The sequence below is a fragment of the Rhodopseudomonas palustris genome (genome assembly GCF_003031265.1).
GTDB classification, from domain to species: Bacteria; Pseudomonadota; Alphaproteobacteria; order Rhizobiales; family Xanthobacteraceae; genus Rhodopseudomonas; species Rhodopseudomonas palustris_H.
Genome location: NZ_CP019966.1, coordinates 1015110 through 1032578, shown reverse-complemented (window position 1 = coordinate 1032578; position 17469 = coordinate 1015110). Strand labels below are relative to the sequence as shown.

General features: G+C 65.9%; 16 protein-coding genes. 8 read left to right on the top strand and 8 right to left on the bottom strand.

Translation table 11 applies throughout. From position 1 onward, the window contains the following. The first annotated feature begins 126 nt into the window (after nt 1–126). The gene (locus RPPS3_RS04775) at nt 127–579 is read left to right on the top strand and encodes a GNAT family N-acetyltransferase (RefSeq protein ID WP_107343077.1); all 453 of its coding nucleotides are present in this window, start codon (nt 127–129) and stop codon (nt 577–579) included. A 144-nt stretch (nt 580–723) separates the two neighbouring features. On the opposite strand, the gene RPPS3_RS04770 is transcribed toward RPPS3_RS04775, so the two are convergent. Next, nucleotides 724–2628, bottom strand: a complete 1905-nt coding sequence (locus RPPS3_RS04770; protein ID WP_107343076.1) for an ABC transporter transmembrane domain-containing protein — start codon at nt 2626–2628, stop codon at nt 724–726. 197 nt (nt 2629–2825) lie between these two features. Here RPPS3_RS04770 and rpmE point away from each other — a divergent pair, with 197 nt between their 5' ends. Further along, nucleotides 2826–3053, top strand: a complete 228-nt coding sequence (rpmE, locus tag RPPS3_RS04765; protein WP_011156453.1) for a 50S ribosomal protein L31 — start codon at nt 2826–2828, stop codon at nt 3051–3053. Between the two features lie 200 nt (nt 3054–3253). Here rpmE and RPPS3_RS04760 read toward each other — a convergent pair whose 3' ends face one another. Together RPPS3_RS04760 and RPPS3_RS04755 are read right to left on the bottom strand one after the other, a co-directional pair. Continuing rightward, nucleotides 3254–3763, bottom strand: a complete 510-nt coding sequence (locus RPPS3_RS04760; RefSeq protein ID WP_107343075.1) for a DUF1465 family protein — start codon at nt 3761–3763, stop codon at nt 3254–3256. Nucleotides 3764–4183: 420 nt separating this feature from the next. Next, entirely contained in the window at nt 4184–4375 is a 192-nt protein-coding gene (locus RPPS3_RS04755; RefSeq protein ID WP_107343074.1) for a DUF1192 domain-containing protein, read from the bottom strand. A 112-nt stretch (nt 4376–4487) separates the two neighbouring features. Here RPPS3_RS04755 and RPPS3_RS04750 point away from each other — a divergent pair, with 112 nt between their 5' ends. Next, complete coding sequence (locus RPPS3_RS04750) at nt 4488–5486, top strand: NAD(P)H-quinone oxidoreductase (RefSeq protein ID WP_107343073.1); 999 nt, start codon at nt 4488–4490, stop codon at nt 5484–5486. Nucleotides 5487–5607: 121 nt separating this feature from the next. Further along, nucleotides 5608–8487, top strand: coding sequence for an EAL domain-containing protein (locus RPPS3_RS04745; RefSeq protein WP_107343072.1), 2880 nt, complete (start codon nt 5608–5610; stop codon nt 8485–8487). A 204-nt stretch (nt 8488–8691) separates the two neighbouring features. Here RPPS3_RS04745 and RPPS3_RS04740 read toward each other — a convergent pair whose 3' ends face one another. After that, entirely contained in the window at nt 8692–9345 is a 654-nt protein-coding gene (locus RPPS3_RS04740) for a YqgE/AlgH family protein (RefSeq protein WP_107346435.1), read from the bottom strand. A gap of 134 nt (nt 9346–9479) precedes the next feature. On the opposite strand from RPPS3_RS04740, the gene RPPS3_RS04735 reads away from it, so the two are divergent. Then, nucleotides 9480–10313, top strand: coding sequence for a protein-disulfide reductase DsbD domain-containing protein (locus RPPS3_RS04735; protein WP_107343071.1), 834 nt, complete (start codon nt 9480–9482; stop codon nt 10311–10313). A 14-nt stretch (nt 10314–10327) separates the two neighbouring features. Here the strand turns inward: RPPS3_RS04735 and RPPS3_RS04730 are convergent, their stop codons facing one another. Next, nucleotides 10328–11251: a LysR family transcriptional regulator gene (locus RPPS3_RS04730; RefSeq protein WP_107343070.1), complete on the bottom strand. Its 924-nt coding sequence runs from the start codon at nt 11249–11251 to the stop codon at nt 10328–10330. A 132-nt stretch (nt 11252–11383) separates the two neighbouring features. Here RPPS3_RS04730 and RPPS3_RS04725 point away from each other — a divergent pair, with 132 nt between their 5' ends. The 3 genes from RPPS3_RS04725 (at nt 11384) to RPPS3_RS24580 (ending at nt 13167) form a co-directional block, all read left to right on the top strand. Beyond that, complete coding sequence (locus RPPS3_RS04725; RefSeq protein ID WP_107343069.1) at nt 11384–12082, top strand: pirin family protein; 699 nt, start codon at nt 11384–11386, stop codon at nt 12080–12082. Between the two features lie 173 nt (nt 12083–12255). Then, complete coding sequence (gene wrbA, locus RPPS3_RS04720) at nt 12256–12855, top strand: NAD(P)H:quinone oxidoreductase (protein WP_107343068.1); 600 nt, start codon at nt 12256–12258, stop codon at nt 12853–12855. Between the two features lie 162 nt (nt 12856–13017). Beyond that, a complete protein-coding gene (locus RPPS3_RS24580; RefSeq protein WP_199852188.1) occupies nt 13018–13167 on the top strand; it encodes a hypothetical protein in 150 nt (49 codons plus the stop codon). A 294-nt stretch (nt 13168–13461) separates the two neighbouring features. Here RPPS3_RS24580 and RPPS3_RS04715 read toward each other — a convergent pair whose 3' ends face one another. Genes RPPS3_RS04715 through RPPS3_RS04705 form a run of 3 tightly spaced genes read right to left on the bottom strand, consistent with a single transcriptional unit; the run spans nt 13462 to nt 17308 of the window. Beyond that, on the bottom strand, nt 13462–15750 hold the full coding sequence (locus RPPS3_RS04715) for a xanthine dehydrogenase family protein molybdopterin-binding subunit (RefSeq protein ID WP_199852216.1): 2289 nt from the start codon (nt 15748–15750) through the stop codon (nt 13462–13464). A gap of 41 nt (nt 15751–15791) precedes the next feature. Further along, the gene (locus tag RPPS3_RS04710) at nt 15792–16778 is read right to left on the bottom strand and encodes an FAD binding domain-containing protein (protein WP_107343066.1); all 987 of its coding nucleotides are present in this window, start codon (nt 16776–16778) and stop codon (nt 15792–15794) included. Continuing rightward, a complete protein-coding gene (locus RPPS3_RS04705; RefSeq protein ID WP_107343065.1) occupies nt 16775–17308 on the bottom strand; it encodes a 2Fe-2S iron-sulfur cluster-binding protein in 534 nt (177 codons plus the stop codon). The genes RPPS3_RS04710 and RPPS3_RS04705 overlap by 4 nt, the downstream gene beginning before the upstream one ends. Nucleotides 17309–17469 lie beyond the last annotated feature (161 nt).

Sequence of the window (17469 nt, the reverse complement as noted above, 5' to 3'; positions counted from 1 at the left end):
TCGTTGGTCATTCCGGGGCGCCGCGAAGCGGCGAACCCGGAATCTCGATCGGTGCGCGTGTCAGATGCCGGGTTCACGCGCAGCTGCGCTGCGCCAGCCCCGGAATGACGGTTCATGGTACGTGCGATGACATCACACACCTTCTCTCTCCGCCCCTACACCAAAGCCGACGAAGACCCCGCGATCGCGCTGTGGCTGCGGACCTGGCAACTCGCTTACCCGGCGATCGACTTCACCAAGCGGGTCGATTGGTGGCGCGAGCGCTGGCGCAGCGAGCTGGTGCCGCAAGCCGCCATCATCGTCGCCGAACAGGGCATAGCGCTGATCGGCTTCGTCACGATCGACGCAGCCGGTTATCTCGACCAGTTGGTGGTCGAACCCGAACACTGGGGATGGGGTGTCGCCGAAGCACTGGTCGACGAGGCCAAGCGCCGCTCGCCGACCGAGGTCACCCTCAAGGTCAATGCCGACAACTACCGCGCCATCAAGTTCTATCGCCGCAACGGCTTCGCGGTGACCAGCGAGGAACTCAACAGCTCCGGCCGGCCGGTGCTGAACATGCTGTGGCGGCCGGCCTGACGAGTTGTCGGTTCAACCAGGACAGTGGTCATCCTCCGCGAATGCGGAGGATCCAGTATTCCGAAGCGTTGCTTTGGAAGTGAAAGGCTCGGGGGGTACTGGATCGCCCGCCTGCGCGGGCGATGACGGCGTTGATGTAGCTAACTACGCCGCCTCGAACTGCAGCTTGGCGAGGCGGGCGTAGAGGCCGCCGCGGGCGACGAGCTGGGCGTGGGTGCCCTGCTCGACGATGCGGCCGTGCTCCATCACCACGATGCGGTCGCACGACAGCACGGTGGCGAGGCGATGGGCGATCACCAGCGTGGTGCGGTCGCGCATCAGCTGCTGCAGCGCCGTCTGCACCAGTACTTCGCTTTCAGCGTCGAGTGACGAGGTCGCTTCGTCGAGCAGCAGCAGCGGCGCATCGCGCAGGATCGCGCGGGCGATGGCGATGCGCTGGCGCTGACCGCCGGACAGCGTCACGCCGCGTTCGCCGAGCCGGGTGTCAAAGCCCTCCGGCAGGCGCGAGATGAATTCAGTGGCGTGGGCCTGCTGCGCGGCGCGCTCGACGTCGAGCTCGCTGGCGTCATCGCGGCCGAACCGGATGTTGTCGCGCGCGGTCGCGGCGAACACCACCGAATCCTGCGGCACCAGGGCGATCCGCTCGCGCACTGCCTGCGGATCGGCGGCGTTGATGGCGACGCCGTCGAGCGAGACCGTGCCGGAGGTCGGATCGTAGAACCGCAGCAGCAGGTGAAACAGCGTGCTCTTGCCGGCGCCGGAGGGGCCGACGATCGCGACCTTCTCGCCTGCACGAATGCTCAGCGACAGGCCGTCGAGCGCCAGGAAGTCCGGCCGGGTCGGATAGGAAAAGCTGACATTGTCGAACACCACGTCGCCGCGCACCGGCATCGGCAGCGCCTTCGGCTGCGCCGGCGCCGCGATCTCCGGCTTGACCCGCAGGATTTCGAACAGCCGTTCGGCTGCACCCGAGGCTGCCGACACTTCGCCCCAGACTTCGCTGAGCTGGCCGAGGCTGGAAGCCGCGAACACCGCGTACAGGATGAACTGACCGAGCCGGCCCGGCGACATGGCGCCAATGGCAACGTCGTGGGAGCCGACCCACAGGATCGCCACCACGCTGGCGAACACGATGAAAATGATGATCGCGGTGAGCAGCGCCCGCGCACCGGTCGAGCTGCGCGCCGCCTCGTAAGACTCTTCGACCGCGCCGCCGAACCGGGCATTGGCGACGCGTTCGTTGGTGTAAGCCTGCACGGTACGGATCGCGCCGACCAGTTCGGCCGCATAGGCCGACGCGTCCGCCAGCGTGTCCTGCGCGTTGCGCGACAGCCGCCGCACCCAGCGCCCGAACGCGACCAGCGGAATTACGATCAGCGGAATCGCCGCCAGGACGAAGCCGGACAGCCGCGGGCTCGAGATCACCATCATCGAGATCGCGCCGACGAACAGCAGCATGTTGCGCAGCGCGATCGACACCGAGGCGCCGACGGCGGATTTGATCTGGGTGGTGTCGGCGGTCAGCCGCGAGATCAGCTCGCCGCTGCGGGCGGAATCGAAAAACGCCGGCGACAGCGCGGTGAGATGCCGGAACACGTCGCGCCGGACGTCGGCGACGATCCGCTCGCCGATCGTCATCACCAGGTAATACCGGGCCGCACTGGCGGCCGCGAGCACCACCACGACACCGAGCATGACGCTGAAATAGCCGTTGATGAGCTCGACACCTTCGGCGCTGAAGCCGAAATCGATCAGCCGACGCACCGCGACCGGAACCACCAGGGTCGTGGCAGCCGCAACGATCAGGGCGATCAGCGCAAGCGTGGCGCGGCCGCGGTAGCGGGCCACATACGGCATCAGCGAGAGCAACGGCTTCAGCCGGCTGCGCTTGACGACGGCCGCGACCTCCTCGACCTGGCTCGGATCGGCATCGGCCCGCAGGGTGCCGGTGCGGGGCCCGACGTTCTCGGTCGCCGCGATCGCGTCCAGCGACAAACTGATCGCCGACGCGTCGGAGTTGGAGCTCTGCGGTTTATTCGGTGCCGTCATTCGGAACTGCCAAATCGATGAAAACGCTTTAGCCGGCACCACATAGGCCGCAATGCCCGCGGCTGGCAAATCCGGGACAACCCGGTCACCGGATCGTGTGCTGTGCCTTGTGCATGCGGCGCGCCTGGGATATAGAGCCCAGCAAATTCGCCCGAAATCATCGCGATGCAGGCGCCGGCGAGCGCAAGGGATCACCCATGAAGACCGAAATTCACCCGGACTATCATACCATTACCGTCGTCATGACTGACGGGACCGAGTACCAGACGCGGTCGACCTGGGGCAAAGAGGGCGACAAGCTGAACCTCGACATCGACCCGAAGTCGCATCCGGCGTGGACCGGCGGCACCCAGCAGGTGCTGGACCGCGGCGGCCGCGTGTCGCGCTTCCAGAAGAAGTTCTCGGGCTTCCTCAAGAAGGATTGAGCCGGCGCCGGCTTTTCGCCGGCTGCTCGCCGCTTCTTTCGAGACCCAATACGACAAACGCCCCGCTCGCGCGGGGCGTTTTGCGTTGGCGGATCAAGTGGCTGCGGACCTTGGGCGCTGGGGATAACCAGCCGGTCCCCCAAAAATGCCAATGGCCGGGACGAGCCCGGCCACAGCGACTTTAGATCTGATCGGAGCGCTCAGTTCTCGAACGCGGCCTTCAGCATATTGAGCTGCGGCACCAGCGGGTTGCCGAGCGCCGGCGGCTCCGGCGGGGTGTGCATGGTGGAGTCGAGCCGGCGGATCCGGCTTTGCAGGCTCATCGACCGCGCGATCAGCGACTGCAGCTGTTCCGGCAAGCGCTCCAGCACATCAGGCGCGCCGGGATCGGCGGCCGACAGCTTGACCTTGGTCTTTTCGCGGTTGGCCTGGATAAGCGTCATCTCGCCTTCCTTCACGGCGCGGTGCAGCAACAGCCAGGAGGCGAGCTGCATCAGCCGGGTGGTCAGGCGCATGCTCTCGGTGGCGTAAGTCAGGCTCACGGCGCGGTCGAGCAGCTTGGCCTCCGCGCGGCCGGAGCCGTCGAGATAGGCGGCGGTCTCTTCGACCAGATCCATGCCCTCCCGAAATAGAGCCGTGAACGCTGCCGAACTGGTCAGCCGTTCGCTGAGCACCACCAAGGCGGATTCGCCCTGCGCGACATCAGACATGGTCAACGCCTCACACTACCGAATACTTGTACCGGCTCGCTAAGCTGCGCACCGGCTTATGATGAACAAATCATTACGCCGCCCATGCGTGGAGTCCAGCGGACCCGCGCGCAAAGGTTAACGCAGCTTCAGAGACAGCATTGTGGCGGTCAATGACCAAAGCGTGACGCCGGCACTGCGGACGATACCGAGGCCAAAAAAGAGCCGCCGTTTCCGGCGGCTTTTAAGTTGATAACAGGGAGGCGTCAAAACAGAGTGGACAGGAGCCACTCGGTCCAAAGATGGACATCCACAGTAATAGGCGGGAAAGCTTAATCGCGCGTAAATGAGTGAATTTGTTTACGGTCGATTTGCCATACCGCGGGCGCTAGCAAATGTCCCAGCATGAGACAGCGGCGCGCCCTGCTATCAACTTTTCGTTCAAGATTTGAAGATGCGATCCGCTGCTTCGCGGGTGGCGCGCTTCATCGTCAGCGCAGTTTCGAGCCGGGCGATCTCGGCTTGCAGCAGAGCGATCCGCCCGCTGAGTTCTTCGACCGACAGCAGCGACAAATCCTGACCGATGTCGTGACTGATCTTGGTCCTCGGCTTGTCATCTTCTTCAAGCGCCATGTCGTCCTCGCCCGTTCGTGATCCGCTGCGGTTGCCAGCCGCCCTCCGGCTGTCTAATCACAACCTACTCCGCCAGATGACACCCACCCGCCTCGCCAGCCAAGGAAAAATCATGGAACCGATCCCTTCGCAAATGACCGTGGTTGGGATCAGCAAGCCGGGCGGTCCCGAAGTTTTGCTGCCCGAGACGCGCGACGTGCCGAAGCCCGGCCCCGGGGAAATCCTGGTCAAAGTTGCGGCCGCCGGCGTCAACCGTCCCGATGTGGCACAGCGCTCCGGCAGCTACCCGCCGCCGCCCGGCGCCAGCGACCTGCCGGGCCTCGAAATCGCCGGCGAAGTGGTGGCGCTCGGCGATGGCGCCTCCCGGCACAAGCTCGGCGACAAGGTGATGTCGCTGGTAGCTGGTGGCGGCTACGCGGAATATTGCATCGCCCAGGACGCGCAGGCGATGAAGGTGCCGGCCGCCTATTCGATGATCGAAGCCGGCGCCACGCCCGAGACGCTGATGACGGTGTGGCACAACGTGTTCGAGCGCGGCGGCCTGCAGCCCGGCGAAACGTTGCTGGTGCACGGCGGCTCGTCCGGCATTGGTACGATGGCGATCCAGCTCGCGGTCGCGCTCGGATCGAAAGTGATCACCACCGTCGGCTCGCAGGACAAAGCCGACGCCTGCCTCAAGCTCGGCGCCAGCCGCGCCATCAACTACAAGACCGAGGACTTCGTCGCGGCGGTGAAGGAAGCCACCGGCGGCAAAGGTGTCGAAGTGATCCTCGACATGGTCGGCGGCGATTACATCGAGCGCAACTACGACGCCGCCGCGATGGACGGCCGCATCGTGCAGATCGCGTTCCTCGGCGGTGCCAAGTCCAACGTCAACTTCGTCAAGCTGATGACCAAGCGGCTGCACCACACCGGCTCGACGCTGCGGCCGCGCTCCAATGCCGACAAAGCCGCGATGGTCGCGGCGATCGAAGCCAAGGTGCTCCCTCTGCTCGAGCAGGGCCGGATCAAGCCGCTGATCGACGGCACCTTCGCGCTGCGGGACGCCGCCGATGCTCACCGGCGGATGGAAACCAGCCAACATATTGGCAAAATTGTGTTGACTGTGTGAGTGGGGCTACCCCGGGGGCCGGCGAGAGAGTCTATGTTTTCACTCGCTTTCATGGCATCTATCGGGGCTCGTGGCGCGCGGGGCCGCGCCATTCGGACTGGTGTGAACGCGGAGAACCGACTTGCGTCTGATCAGATGCCTCGCGCTGCTGGCGCTGGGCGTGATGATGGTTGCGGCTGTCCCGCAGGCACACGCCATCGATGCCGTCAGCGTCCGCAGCGACGCGCCGGCGATCGACCTCACCGGTGTGCTGGAGCATCTGCACAGCGATAATGATCGCGTTCAGATTTCCACCGCGCCCGGCAATGACGGCATCGTCCGCCGCGTCGAGGTGCGCGCCCGCGAGGGCGGCCAGAATTGGGTGGTGTTCGCGCTCGCCAACAACTCCGACGACCAGCTCGATCGTTTGATCGTGGCGCCGCACTATCGGATGGTCGGCTCGGGGCTGCTGTGGCCCGACCTCGGTATGTCGCGCATCGCCACCATCACGCCGTCGACCGGCGACCGCCCGGAGCGGCAGGACAGCGCGACCGCCGACATCTTCCGCGTCACGCTCGATCCCGGCTCGGTGATCACCTTCGTGGCCGAGCTGCGCACCGACAAGCTGCCGCAGCTCTATCTTTGGGAGCCGGAAGCCTACAAGGACAAGGTCAACTCGTTCACGCTGTATCAAGGCATCGTGATCGGCATCTCCGGCCTGTTGGCGCTGGTGCTGACCATCCTGTTCGTCGTCAAGGGCAGCATCATGTTTCCGGCCGCGGCGGCGCTGGCCTGGGCGGTGCTGGTCTATATCGGCATTGATTTCGGCTTCTGGGGCAAGGTGCTCGACATGTCGTCGGGCGCCGAGCGGGTGTGGCGCGCTTCGGGCGAAGCGATCCTGGCCGCGACGCTGCTCGTCTTCCTGTTCGCCTATCTCAATCTCAGTCGCTGGCACGTCCGCTATTCGCACATCACGCTGGGATGGCTCGCCTTCCTCGGCTCGCTGGTGGCGCTGGCGCTGTTTGATCCTGCGGTGGCGTCCGGCATCGCACGCATCTCGCTGGTGCTGATCGCCTTCGCGGGCTTCGCGCTGATCGTCTATCTGTCGACCCACGGCTTCGACCGCGCGGTGCTGCTGATCCCGACCTGGTTCCTACTGGTGGTGTGGGTGGTGGCCTCCGGCATGGCGGTGGCCGGCACCGTCACCAACGACATCGTCGGCCCGGCGCTGCTCGGCGGCCTGGTGCTGATCGTGATGCTGATCGGCTTCACCGTGATGCAGCACGCGTTCTCGGGCGGCGGCGCCACCGGCGGGGTGATCTCCGACGTCGAACGCCGCGCGCTGGCGCTGATCGGCTCAGGCGACCTGATCTGGGACTGGGACGTCTCGGCCGACAAGGTGTTCACCAGCCCTGAGACCGAAGCGCTGCTCGGCCTGAAGCGCGGCGCGCTGGAAGGCTCCGCCGCAAGCTGGCTCGAAGTGCTGCACCCGCTCGACCAGGACCGTTTCCGCGCCGCTCTCGACAGCGTGCTTGACCAGCGCCGCGGCCGGCTGACCCAGGACTTCCGGCTGCGCACTCCGGACGGCCACTTCATGTGGTTCTCGCTGAAGGCGCGCCCGGTGGTCGGCACCGACGGTGAAGTCACCCGCGTGGTCGGCACCTTGACCGACGTCACCGAGATCAAGATCGCCGAAGAGCGGATGCTGCACGACAGCGTGCACGACAACCTCACCGGCCTGCCCAACCGCAAGCTGTTCATCGACCGCCTCGGTGCGGTGGCGAACTTCGCCAAGACCATGCCGGCGCTGCGGCCAACCCTGATGGTGATCGACCTCGACCGCTTCAAGCAGGTCAACGATTCCGTCGGCATCGCGGTCGGCGACTCGATCCTGCTGACGCTGGCGCGGCGGCTGAGCCGCATCCTCAAGCCGCAGGATACGCTGGCACGGATCGCCGGCGATCAGTTCGGGCTGATCCTGCTGTCCGAGCAGGACCCGGCCAAGATCACCGCCTTCGCCGAGACCATCCGCAAGACCATCAAGGCGCCGATCGCGTTCAACGATCGCGAGATCTTCCTCACCGCCTCGATCGGCCTCGCACTCTCCGACCCGCAGACCCAGTTGTCCGACGAGATCATCAAGGACGCCGAGCTGGCGATGTATCACTCCAAGCGGATCGGCGGCGACCGCATCGACGTCTACAAGCCGGCGATGCGGGCGCGGAAGTCGGACCGGCTGACGCTGGAATCCGAACTGCGCCGGGCGATCGAGCGCAAGGAAATCACCATCCTGTATCAGCCGATCGTGCGGCTCGAAGACCGTTCGATCGCCGGCTTCGAGGCGCTGGCGCGCTGGGATCATCCCAAGCTCGGACGGATGTCGCCGAGCGAGTTCATCTCGATTGCCGAAGAGATCGGGCTGATCGTCGAGCTCGGCACCTTCGTGCTCGACCAGACCGCCAAGCAGCTCTCGATCTGGCAGCGCGCGATGCGCGCCCGCGAGCCGATCTTCGCCTCGGTCAATGTGTCGTCGCGGCAGCTGCTGCGCCACGATCTGCTGCACGACATCCGCACCGTGACGTCGCGCTCGTCGGTCGCACGCGGCACGCTGAAGCTCGAACTCACCGAGTCGCTGGTGATGGAGAATCCGGAGCACGCAGCCCAGATGCTGCAGCGGATCCGCGAGCTCGGCATCGGGCTGTCGCTCGACGATTTCGGCACCGGACATTCGTCGCTGAGCTACCTGCAGCGCTTCCCGTTCGACACCATCAAGATCGATCAGTCGTTCGTCCGCACCACCAGCCGCGGCACCCGCCCGGTGATCCTGAAGTCGATCATCGCGCTGGCGCACGACCTCGGCATGGACGTAGTGGCGGAAGGCGCCGAGACGGATTCGGATGCGGTGGAGCTGTATCAGCTCGGCTGTGAATACGCCCAGGGCTTCGCCTTCGGCGAACCGATGGACGCCGATGCGGCGATGAAGCTGCTGACCGAAGAGCAGCGCCTGGAAGCGGCGAGCTGAGAGATCAACCCGGCAGCCGCTTGTGCAGCAGCGCCTCTCCCCAATAATCCGTCATCCCCCGCGCATGCGGGGGATCCAGTACTGCGGTGCGTTCGTAATTTACAACAGATGCCCTGGAATACTGGGTCGCCCGCCTTCGCGGGCGATGACGTTTGTGCGTGGGGCGGCCTTGGCGCACGACCCGACGTGCCGGCGACTGGAGCGCTACGCGTGCCCAGCCTCGGCGGACAGCATCCCCGGCTCGATGCCGAGCTTGTGCAGTGCGCGGTCGTATTTGTCTTCGATGTCGTCGCCGAAGATCAGGTCGGCATCGGCGTCGCAGTGCAGCCAGCCGTTTTCCTGGATTTCATTCTCGAGCTGGCCGGGCGCCCAGCCGGCATAGCCGAGCGCCAGGATGGCGTGCTTCGGCCCGGTGCCGCCGGCGATCGCCTTGAGGATGTCCACGGTGGCGGTCAGACAAATGCCGTCATCGATCGGCAATGTGGCATCCTTGATAAAGAAGTCGCTCGAATGCAGCACGAATCCGCGGCCGGTCTCGACCGGTCCGCCCCTCAGCACCTTCATGGACTCGGCGTGATCAGGAAGCTTGATCTGCTCGGGCTTCTCGACGATGTCGAGCTGCACCAGCAATTCGGGGAAATCGATGCTGCCCGCGGGGCGATTGACGATGATCCCCATGGCGCCTTCCGATGAATGCGCGCAAATGTAGATCACCGAGCGCGCAAAGCGCTCGTCTTCCATCACCGGCATCGCGATCAGGAGCTGGCCGTCGAGATAGCTCGGCCCATCGCCGCGCGCCTTGCTGGCGGCGGGCTTCTTGGCTGCGCCGGACTTCGGCCTTTTGGATGCAGTCTCCATCAGGGGATCCTCGCGTTGCACCATCATCCTGATATCGGGTGCCGATCCTGTCAATCAATCTCGGGACGCCGAATAGTCGCGGTTTCACCGCCATTTCAGTGGCCCCAGCCTCGCGCAAACTCTAGATACGCCAGATGACCGCAATCGTTCCGTCTCGTGCCGTTCTGTTCGCCGCCGCCGTGCTCGCGGCCACCGCCTGCGGCGCCCGCGCCGACGACGTGTCGCCATGGGTTACCGAGCAACATTCCGCCGTCCGGCTGCTGGCCGGCTCACGTAGCGGCGGCGTGCTGCTGGGTGGGATTGCCTTCCAGTTGCAGCCCGGCTGGAAAACTTACTGGCGCACGCCGGGCGATTCCGGCGTGCCGCCGCGGTTCGACTTCTCCAAGTCGGAGAACGTCGAGGCGGTGACGATCCTGTGGCCGGCACCGCAAGCTTTTCCCGATGGCGCCGGCGGCACCTCGCTCGGCTACAAGGAGCAGGTCGTACTGCCGCTGCGCATCGTGACCAAACATGCCGACAAGCCGGTGACACTGCGTCTCACTGTTGACTACGCGGTGTGTGAGAAGCTGTGCATTCCGGTGGTGGCGAGCCCTGAGCTGGAATTTGCCAGCGTCGCCTCGACCCAGGACGGTGCGCTCGCCGCGGCACTCGACACCGTGCCGGTGCCGGCCAGCGTCGGAGACAGCAATCCGGTGACGATCCGCGACGTCGTCCGCAAGGGCGACAAGGATGTAGAAGTGGATGTCGTCGCGCCGACCGGCGCCAAGGTCAGCCTGTTCGTCGAAGGCCCGACGGCCGAATGGGCGCTGCCGGTGCCGAAGGAGATCAAGGGCGCCCCGGCCGGCCTGCGCCGCTTCAGCTTCGCACTCGATGGATTGCCGTCCGGCGCCCAGGCCGCCGGCGCCGCGCTGAAGTTCACCCTGGTCGGTCCCGACAAGGCCTACGAGTTCAACGTCACGCTCGAATAACGCGGACGCGCCGATCAGCGCGCGCTCCGCCGCTTGCGGCCGAGACGGCCGAGCTGATCGGCAAGGAATTCCGACAGCACCTCGACCCGCGCCGGCCGCGGCCCGCCGGGCGGCGTCACCAGATGCACCGCGCTCTCGCGCTGGTGCCAGCCATCCAGAATCACTTCGACTTCGCCGGCCGCGATCGCATCACCGACGATGAACTCCGGCAGATCGGCGATGCCGAGCCCGGCGATCACCGACGGCAGCAGCGCCTCGCCGTTGTTGACCCGCAGCGGCCCGCCCGGCCGCACCGCGACCTGATCGCCGGCGTCGTTGGTGTAATGCCAGGTGTTCGGCGTCGACAGATAAGCGTAGCCGAGACAGCGGTGCTGGGCGAGATGCATCGGATGCGTCGGCCGGCCGTGCGCCTGCAGATAGGCGTTCGACGCCACCGTGTAGCGCGGCATCGCGCACAGCCGCCGCGCCACCAGCGAGGAATCCGGCAGCGTGGCGATGCGGACGCCGGCATCGAAACCGTCGCCGATCAGGTCGACCATCGCGTCGGACAGATGCAGATCGATCGACACGTCCGGATAGGCGGCGAAGAACTCCGGCAGCAGCGGCGCGATCACCTTGACGCCGAAAGTCATCGGCACCGCCAGCCGCACCAGGCCGCGCGGTGCCGCGGATTGCGCCAGCGCCTCGGCCTCGGCGGCCTCGCCGTCCGCAAGCAGCTGCGCGGCACGCTCGGCGAGCCGGTGGCCGGCATCGGTCAGCGCCAGCCGCCGCGACGTGCGGTTGAACAGCCGCGCGCCGAGCCGCGCCTCCAGCCGGGTCACCGCCTTGGAGACCGTGGCCTTCGACAGCCCGAACTCGGCCGCCACCGCCGCGAACGAGCGCAGCTCGACCACCTTGGCGAAGATCGCCAGCGCTTCGAAGTCCGGAAGCTTGCTCATGGTACCGCTCCGGGTCGTTTTCAGAAACAATGAGTTTCGATCATTTCTATTTATGAAACGATTGGGCATCCTTATTCAAGAGCCAACGCAAGTCACTGGCGCCAACCCGGCGCCCGACATGAGGAGGCTTCAATGATTGAACTCCGTCCCTTCGACCGGCTCGGCGGCGCCGACCATGGCTGGCTCAAGGCCAAGCACCACTTCTCGTTCGCCAGCTACTACGACCCCAACAACATGGGCCACGGCGCCTTGCGGGTCTGGAACGACGACGAGATCGCCCCGGATACCGGCTTTCCGCCGCATCCGCATCGCGACATGGAGATCATCACCTATGTGCGCGACGGCGCAATCACCCACCAGGACTCGCTCGGCAACAAGGGCCGCACCCAAGCCGGCGACGTTCAGGTGATGAGCGCGGGTTCGGGCGTCCGGCACTCCGAGTACAACCTCGAGCCGGAGACCACCCGGATCTTCCAGATCTGGATCGAGCCGACGCAAGGTGGCGGCCAGCCGACCTGGGGCTCCAAGCCGTTCCCGAAGGCCGACCGCTCCGGCAAGCTCGTCACCATCGCGTCGGGCTTTGCGACCGACACCGACGCGCTGCCGATCCGCGCCGACGCCCGAGTGCTGGCGACGACGCTGAAGGCAGGCGAGACGGCGACTTACGACGCCGAGAAGGCGCGGCACCTCTATCTGGTCCCGGCCGTCGGCAACGTCGAGGTCAACGGCGTCCGCGTCAACGCTCGCGACGGCGCCGCGATCCACGGCGAGACCAAGCTCACCATCACGGCGCTCGCAGACGCCGAGCTGGTGCTGGTCGACGCGGCGTAAGGCCGTGCAGCCTTTCGTCACCCACAAACGTCATGCGCGGGCTTGACCCGCGCATCCATCCTACTTCGCAACAATTCTCACGAAGAGGATGGATGGCCGGGTCAAGCCCGGCCATGACGGTTAACTAACAGCAATCACTCCCCACCCAATCACCAACCAAACGGAGACTCCCCATGGCGAAGGTTCTGGTTCTTTACTACTCGGCTTACGGTCACATCGAAGCGATGGCCAACGCGGTCGCCGAAGGCGCGCGTGAGGCCGGCGCGCAGGTCGACATCAAGCGCGTGCCCGAACTGGTACCGCCGGACGTCGCCAAGGCATCGCACTACAAGCTCGATCAGGCTGCGCCGGTCGCAACCATCGAGGACCTCGCCAATTACGACGCGATCGTCATCGGCACCGGCACCCGGTTCGGCCGCATGGCGTCGCAAATGTCCAATTTCCTGGACCAGGCCGGCGGCCTGTGGGCGCGTGGCGCGCTGAACGGCAAGGTCGGCGGCGCCTTCACCTCGACCGCGACCCAGCACGGCGGCCAGGAAACCACGCTGTTTTCGATCATCACCAATCTGCTGCATTTCGGCATGGTGGTGGTCGGCCTCAACTACGGCTTCGGCGACCAGATGCGGCTCGATCAGGTGACGGGCGGTGCCCCCTATGGCGCCACCACGATCACCGGCGGCGACGGATCGCGCCAGCCGAGCGAAACCGAACTCGCCGGTGCCCGCTACCAGGGCAAGACCATCGCCGAAACCGCCATCAAGCTGCACAGCTAACGACACAAGGGAGGCGTGGCGGGGCGCTCGAACGCACCGCGCCACGCCTTTCCGCCCAACTCAATGCAGATGCATGTATCGCATGCCTGCTGCGCTGCAGCGGGGCTACTGCGCCCGCTGCCTCGGCCCCATCTCACATATTGCTAGTGGGGAGACGACGACATGCTCGAGATGGTGTTCATGCTTCAATTGGCGCGCAGCCCGCTGCAGGCGATGGCCAAGCGTTTAGTTTGCAAGAGCCTCAGCATCGCGACCTATGGCAAGCGGCAGTGCCGAAGCTGCACCGGCGCCACGCCGCCGGACGCGGAGTAATTTCCACGGCGGTCACCTGCACTTAGCCCGCTCATCAGCGCGTAGTTCAAGCAGCTTTCTCTTTGCCGCATCGACCGGCCCCGCACCCTTTGAGGTGTTCATCCGTTTCCCCCTCGGACCATAAACCCGTCATTGCGAGCGTAGCGAAGCAATCCAGGAGCTCCGTGCACCGAGCCCCTGGATTGCTTCGTCGCGTCGCTCCTCGCAATGACGGGCATGATTTCGCGACGCGGCGGAACGTTGATCGCCGCGCGCGATGGCGGGCCGCGAGCAAGGCCCGCAACCCGAATGCCGTTACATCAGCTTATCGAGCGTCAGCGGCAGATCGCGGATACGCTTGCCGGTGGCGTTGAACACAGCGTTGGCAACCGCCGCGCCGACGCCGGTGATGCCGATCTCGCCGATGCCGCGGGCGCCCATCGGCGCGCGCGGATCGGGAATGTCGGTCCAGATCACGTCGATCTCCGGCACGTCGAGATGCACCGGGATGTGATACTCGGCCAGACTCGGATTCATGATCCGGCCATTGCGCTCATCGAACTGCGTCTCTTCCATCAGCGCCAGGCCGAGGCCCATGATGATGCCGCCACGGAACTGACTCGCTGCCGTCTTCGGATTGAGGATACGGCCGCAATCGTACGAGCCGAGGAAACGCCGAACACGGGTCTCGCCGGTGACGCTGTTGACGCCGATCTCGCAGAACAGCGCGCCGAACGAATGCATCGACCAGTGCATGGTTTCGAGCGGCGCCGAAGCGCTGCCCTCGGCCGAGACGTGATCGCGGCCCGAACGGGTCAGGATCGACACGTAGCTCTCGTGACGCGACGTGTCGTCGAGCTTGGCGAGGCCGCCGTTCACGGTGCCGACCTCGTCGGCGCTAAGGCCCGCCAGAGGCGAGTCGTTGCCGGCGAGCTTGAGCAGTTCCTTGATCAGCACGTGATGCGCAGCGATCACCGAGGCGCCGATCGACGCGGTCTGCTGAGAGCCGCCGGCCAGCACGACGCCGGGGAACATCGAGTCGCCATAGGCAAACGTCACCTGATCGCGCGACAGGCCGAGCCGTTCGGCAGCCACCTGAGTATGAGCCGTCGCCGTACCCATGCCCATTTCGTGCGCGGCGATCTCGACCTTGGCGCCGCCGTCGCGGGTCAGCGTGATCCGCGCCGCACCGCCCGGCATGCGGTGATACGGATAGGTCGCGGTGGCGCATCCCATGCCGACCAGCCATTCGCCGTCGCGAACGCTGGCGGCGGTCGGATTGCGCTTTGACCAGCCGAAGCGTTCGGCGCCTGCACGCCAAGCCTCGGCGATATGCCGCGATGAGAACGGCGTGCCCTTCAGCGGGTCTTCTTTCGGCTGATTGAGAATGCGCAGCTCGACCGGATCGATGCCGAGCGCCACGGCCATCTCGTCGATCGCCGACTCCATCGCGAAGGTGCCGACGGATTCGCCCGGCGCACGCATGAAGGTGTTGGCCAGCATGTCGAGGTGTACCGTCTCGACGTCGAGCTTGATGTTGGGCGATCCGTAACTACTCATCGTCGGCAGGATGAACGGCTCAGGGAACGCATTCTGTCGCGAGGTGGGGGCCGTGCCGGTGTGGATCAGCGACACGAAGCGACCATCGGGCTCGGCGCCGATCGCGAAGCGCTGTTCGGTGAGCGTGCGGCCGCCGATCAGCCGGTACACCCCCTCGCGCGACAGCGCGATCCGTACCGGACGGCCGGCAAGCTTGGAGGCCGCAGCGCCCAGCACCTGATGCTGCCATAGACACTTGCCGCCGAAGCCGCCGCCGACGAACGGCGAGGTGACATGGACCTGCTCCTCGGCAATGCCGAACACATCCCCGAGCGACCACGCGGTGTGCTGCACCGCCTGCGAGGCGTCGTGCACGATCAGCTTGTCGCCCTGCCACATCACCGTGGCGGCGTGCGGCTCGATCGCATTGTGATTGTGCCGCGGCGTCGAGTAGCGGCCAGCGACTCGAACCGGCGCTTTGGCGAACGCCGCTTCTGCGACGCCTTTCTGAGCCTGAAGCGGCTGCCCCATGAACAGGCCGGGCTCGGTGCCCTTGGCCTTGGCAGCGGCATAACTGGTCAGCGCGGGTTCCGCCTCATAGGTCGCGCGGATCAGCGAGACGGCGTAATCGGCCTGCTCCTGCGTGTCCGCGAGCACCACGGCGATCGGCTGGCCGTTCCAATGGATACGGTCGTCCTGCATGATCGGCAGGTTGTCGCCGCCGCCAGCCTTCTCGGCCGTCATGAACAGCGGCATCGGCTTCATCCGCGGGGCGTTACGGTGAGTCATCACCAGAGCGACGCCCGGCGCGGCTTCGGCCGCGGCAGTGTCGAGCGTGGCGATCCGGCCTTTCGGCACGGTGCTGAAGATCAGTGCGGCATAGAGCATACCGTCGAGCGCAAACTCCGCCGCGAACGGCGCGGCGCCGCGCACCTTGAGCGGGCCGTCGATCCGCGAGATCGATGCACCGATCGAGCCGTGTTTAGTGCGGATCAAAGGGTCGGGATCGCCGCCCGGCATCCAGCTATCGGGCGCAAGCGCGACGGCTTTCTCCATCACGTCCATCGCGGCGCCGCGCACGGCTTGTTTGGCTTCGTTGATGATGCTCATCGGGCATCTCCTGCGAGTTCGCCGAGGACGGCAGTGATCGTTCGTTTGGCCAGTTCGATCTTGAAAGCGTTGTCGCGCAGCGCGACCGCATCGGTCAGCTCCGCTTCGGCGGCCGCACGAAACGCATCGGCGGTGGCCTCTCTGCCGCGCATCGCCTGTTCGGCTTTCACCGCCCGCCACGGCTTGTGTGCAACGCCGCCGAGCGCCAGCCGGACGTCCTTTACCCTGCCGTCTTCGAGCTCGATCGCGGCCGCGACCGACACCAGCGCGAACGCGTAGCTCGAACGGTCGCGCACCTTGCGATAGGTCGAGCGCGCGGCGATCGGCTGCGCCGGCAGTTCGATCGCGGTGATCAGGTCGCCCGGCTGCAGCACTGTCTCGAGGTCTGGCCGATCGCCCGGCAAACGATGGAAGTCGCCAAACGGCAGCGCCCGCTTCCCGCCGTGCCCTTCGACATGAACCACCGCATCGAGCGCCGTGAGTGCGACGCACATGTCGGACGGATGCGTCGCCACGCAGGATTCAGACGCACCGAGAATTGCGTGATTGCGGTTGAAGCCTTCGATGGCGTCGCAGCCCTGCCGCGGATTGCGCTTGTTACAGCGCGAGCCGGCGTCGTCGTAAAAGTAAGTGCAGCGCGTCCGCTGCAGCAGATTGCCGCCGACCGTTGCCATATTGCGGATCTGCGCCGAGGCGCCCGCCAGCATGGCGCGCGACAGCATCGGATAGCGCCGACGCACGGCGGGGTGCTCCGCGAGCGCAGTGTTGCGCACCGCTGCGCCGATCAGCAGGCCGCCCCCCTCGCGCTCGGTGATGTCGGCCGGCAGGCGGGTGATATCGACCAGCGCCGCCGGGCGCTCGATCGTCTCGCGCATCAGGTCGACCAGATTGGTGCCGCCGCCGAGAAACTTGGCCTGCGCGGCGCCGCCAAGCCGCAGCGCTTCAGCGACGTCGCCGGCGCGTGAGTAATCGAAGGGAGTCATTCTGCAGCCTCCGCATAGGTGTCGCGGATCGCCGCGATGATGCCGTTGTGCGCGCCGCAGCGGCATAGATTGCCGCTCATGCGTTCGCGGATTTCGTCGTGAGTGGGCGCGATATGGTCGGCCGCCAGATCGCGGGTGACGTGGCTCGGCACGCCGCGCTGCAGTTCGGATGCCATGCCGATCGCCGAGCAGATCTGCCCCGGGGTGCAGTAGCCGCACTGGAATCCGTCGTGTTCGATGAACGCCTGCTGCAGCGGATGCAGCCCCGCCTCGCTTGCGAGACCTTCGATGGTGGTGACGCTGCGGCCGGCGTGCTGCACGGCGAGCGACAGGCAGGATACGATGCGTTCGCCGTCGACCAGCACAGTGCAGGCGCCGCAGGCACCCTGATTGCAGCCCTTCTTGGTGCCGTGCAGGTTCAGCGTCTCGCGCAGCAGGTCGAGCAGTGAGACCCGCGGATCGGCGGGGACCGGACAGTCCACTCCATTGATGCGGATCGCGTCAGGCGCGACAGTTCGATCAGCGGTCATAAGACCTCCTTGAGGACAGGATGAAGCAACGCGCGTGGATCCGTATTCGCGCGCACATTGTGCGAACGGAAAAATCGCTAACCGCCGAGCGGCTTGTTGGTTCGGGGCGTTGGTTGGCGTGGCCGATGCCGCGTAGCCCGGCAGGCATCGATGTGAGATAA

What these genes read in the sequence shown, in the direction of transcription:
- RPPS3_RS04770 (WP_107343076.1), bottom strand. Translation starts at nt 2,628, where the DNA reads ATGACGGCACCGAATAAACCGCAGAGCTCCAACTCCGACGCGTCGGCG.
- rpmE (WP_011156453.1), top strand. Translation starts at nt 2,826, where the DNA reads ATGAAGACCGAAATTCACCCGGACTATCATACCATTACCGTCGTCATG.
- RPPS3_RS04725 (WP_107343069.1), top strand. Translation starts at nt 11,384, where the DNA reads ATGATTGAACTCCGTCCCTTCGACCGGCTCGGCGGCGCCGACCATGGC.
- RPPS3_RS04710 (WP_107343066.1), bottom strand. Translation starts at nt 16,778, where the DNA reads ATGACTCCCTTCGATTACTCACGCGCCGGCGACGTCGCTGAAGCGCTG.
- RPPS3_RS04750 (WP_107343073.1), top strand. Translation starts at nt 4,488, where the DNA reads ATGGAACCGATCCCTTCGCAAATGACCGTGGTTGGGATCAGCAAGCCG.
- RPPS3_RS04775 (WP_107343077.1), top strand. Translation starts at nt 127, where the DNA reads ATGACATCACACACCTTCTCTCTCCGCCCCTACACCAAAGCCGACGAA.
- RPPS3_RS04735 (WP_107343071.1), top strand. Translation starts at nt 9,480, where the DNA reads ATGACCGCAATCGTTCCGTCTCGTGCCGTTCTGTTCGCCGCCGCCGTG.
- RPPS3_RS04705 (WP_107343065.1), bottom strand. Translation starts at nt 17,308, where the DNA reads ATGACCGCTGATCGAACTGTCGCGCCTGACGCGATCCGCATCAATGGA.
- RPPS3_RS04740 (WP_107346435.1), bottom strand. Translation starts at nt 9,345, where the DNA reads ATGGAGACTGCATCCAAAAGGCCGAAGTCCGGCGCAGCCAAGAAGCCC.
- RPPS3_RS04760 (WP_107343075.1), bottom strand. Translation starts at nt 3,763, where the DNA reads ATGTCTGATGTCGCGCAGGGCGAATCCGCCTTGGTGGTGCTCAGCGAA.
- RPPS3_RS04755 (WP_107343074.1), bottom strand. Translation starts at nt 4,375, where the DNA reads ATGGCGCTTGAAGAAGATGACAAGCCGAGGACCAAGATCAGTCACGAC.
- RPPS3_RS24580 (WP_199852188.1), top strand. Translation starts at nt 13,018, where the DNA reads ATGCTCGAGATGGTGTTCATGCTTCAATTGGCGCGCAGCCCGCTGCAG.
- RPPS3_RS04715 (WP_199852216.1), bottom strand. Translation starts at nt 15,750, where the DNA reads ATGGACGTGATGGAGAAAGCCGTCGCGCTTGCGCCCGATAGCTGGATG.
- RPPS3_RS04730 (WP_107343070.1), bottom strand. Translation starts at nt 11,251, where the DNA reads ATGAGCAAGCTTCCGGACTTCGAAGCGCTGGCGATCTTCGCCAAGGTG.
- wrbA (WP_107343068.1), top strand. Translation starts at nt 12,256, where the DNA reads ATGGCGAAGGTTCTGGTTCTTTACTACTCGGCTTACGGTCACATCGAA.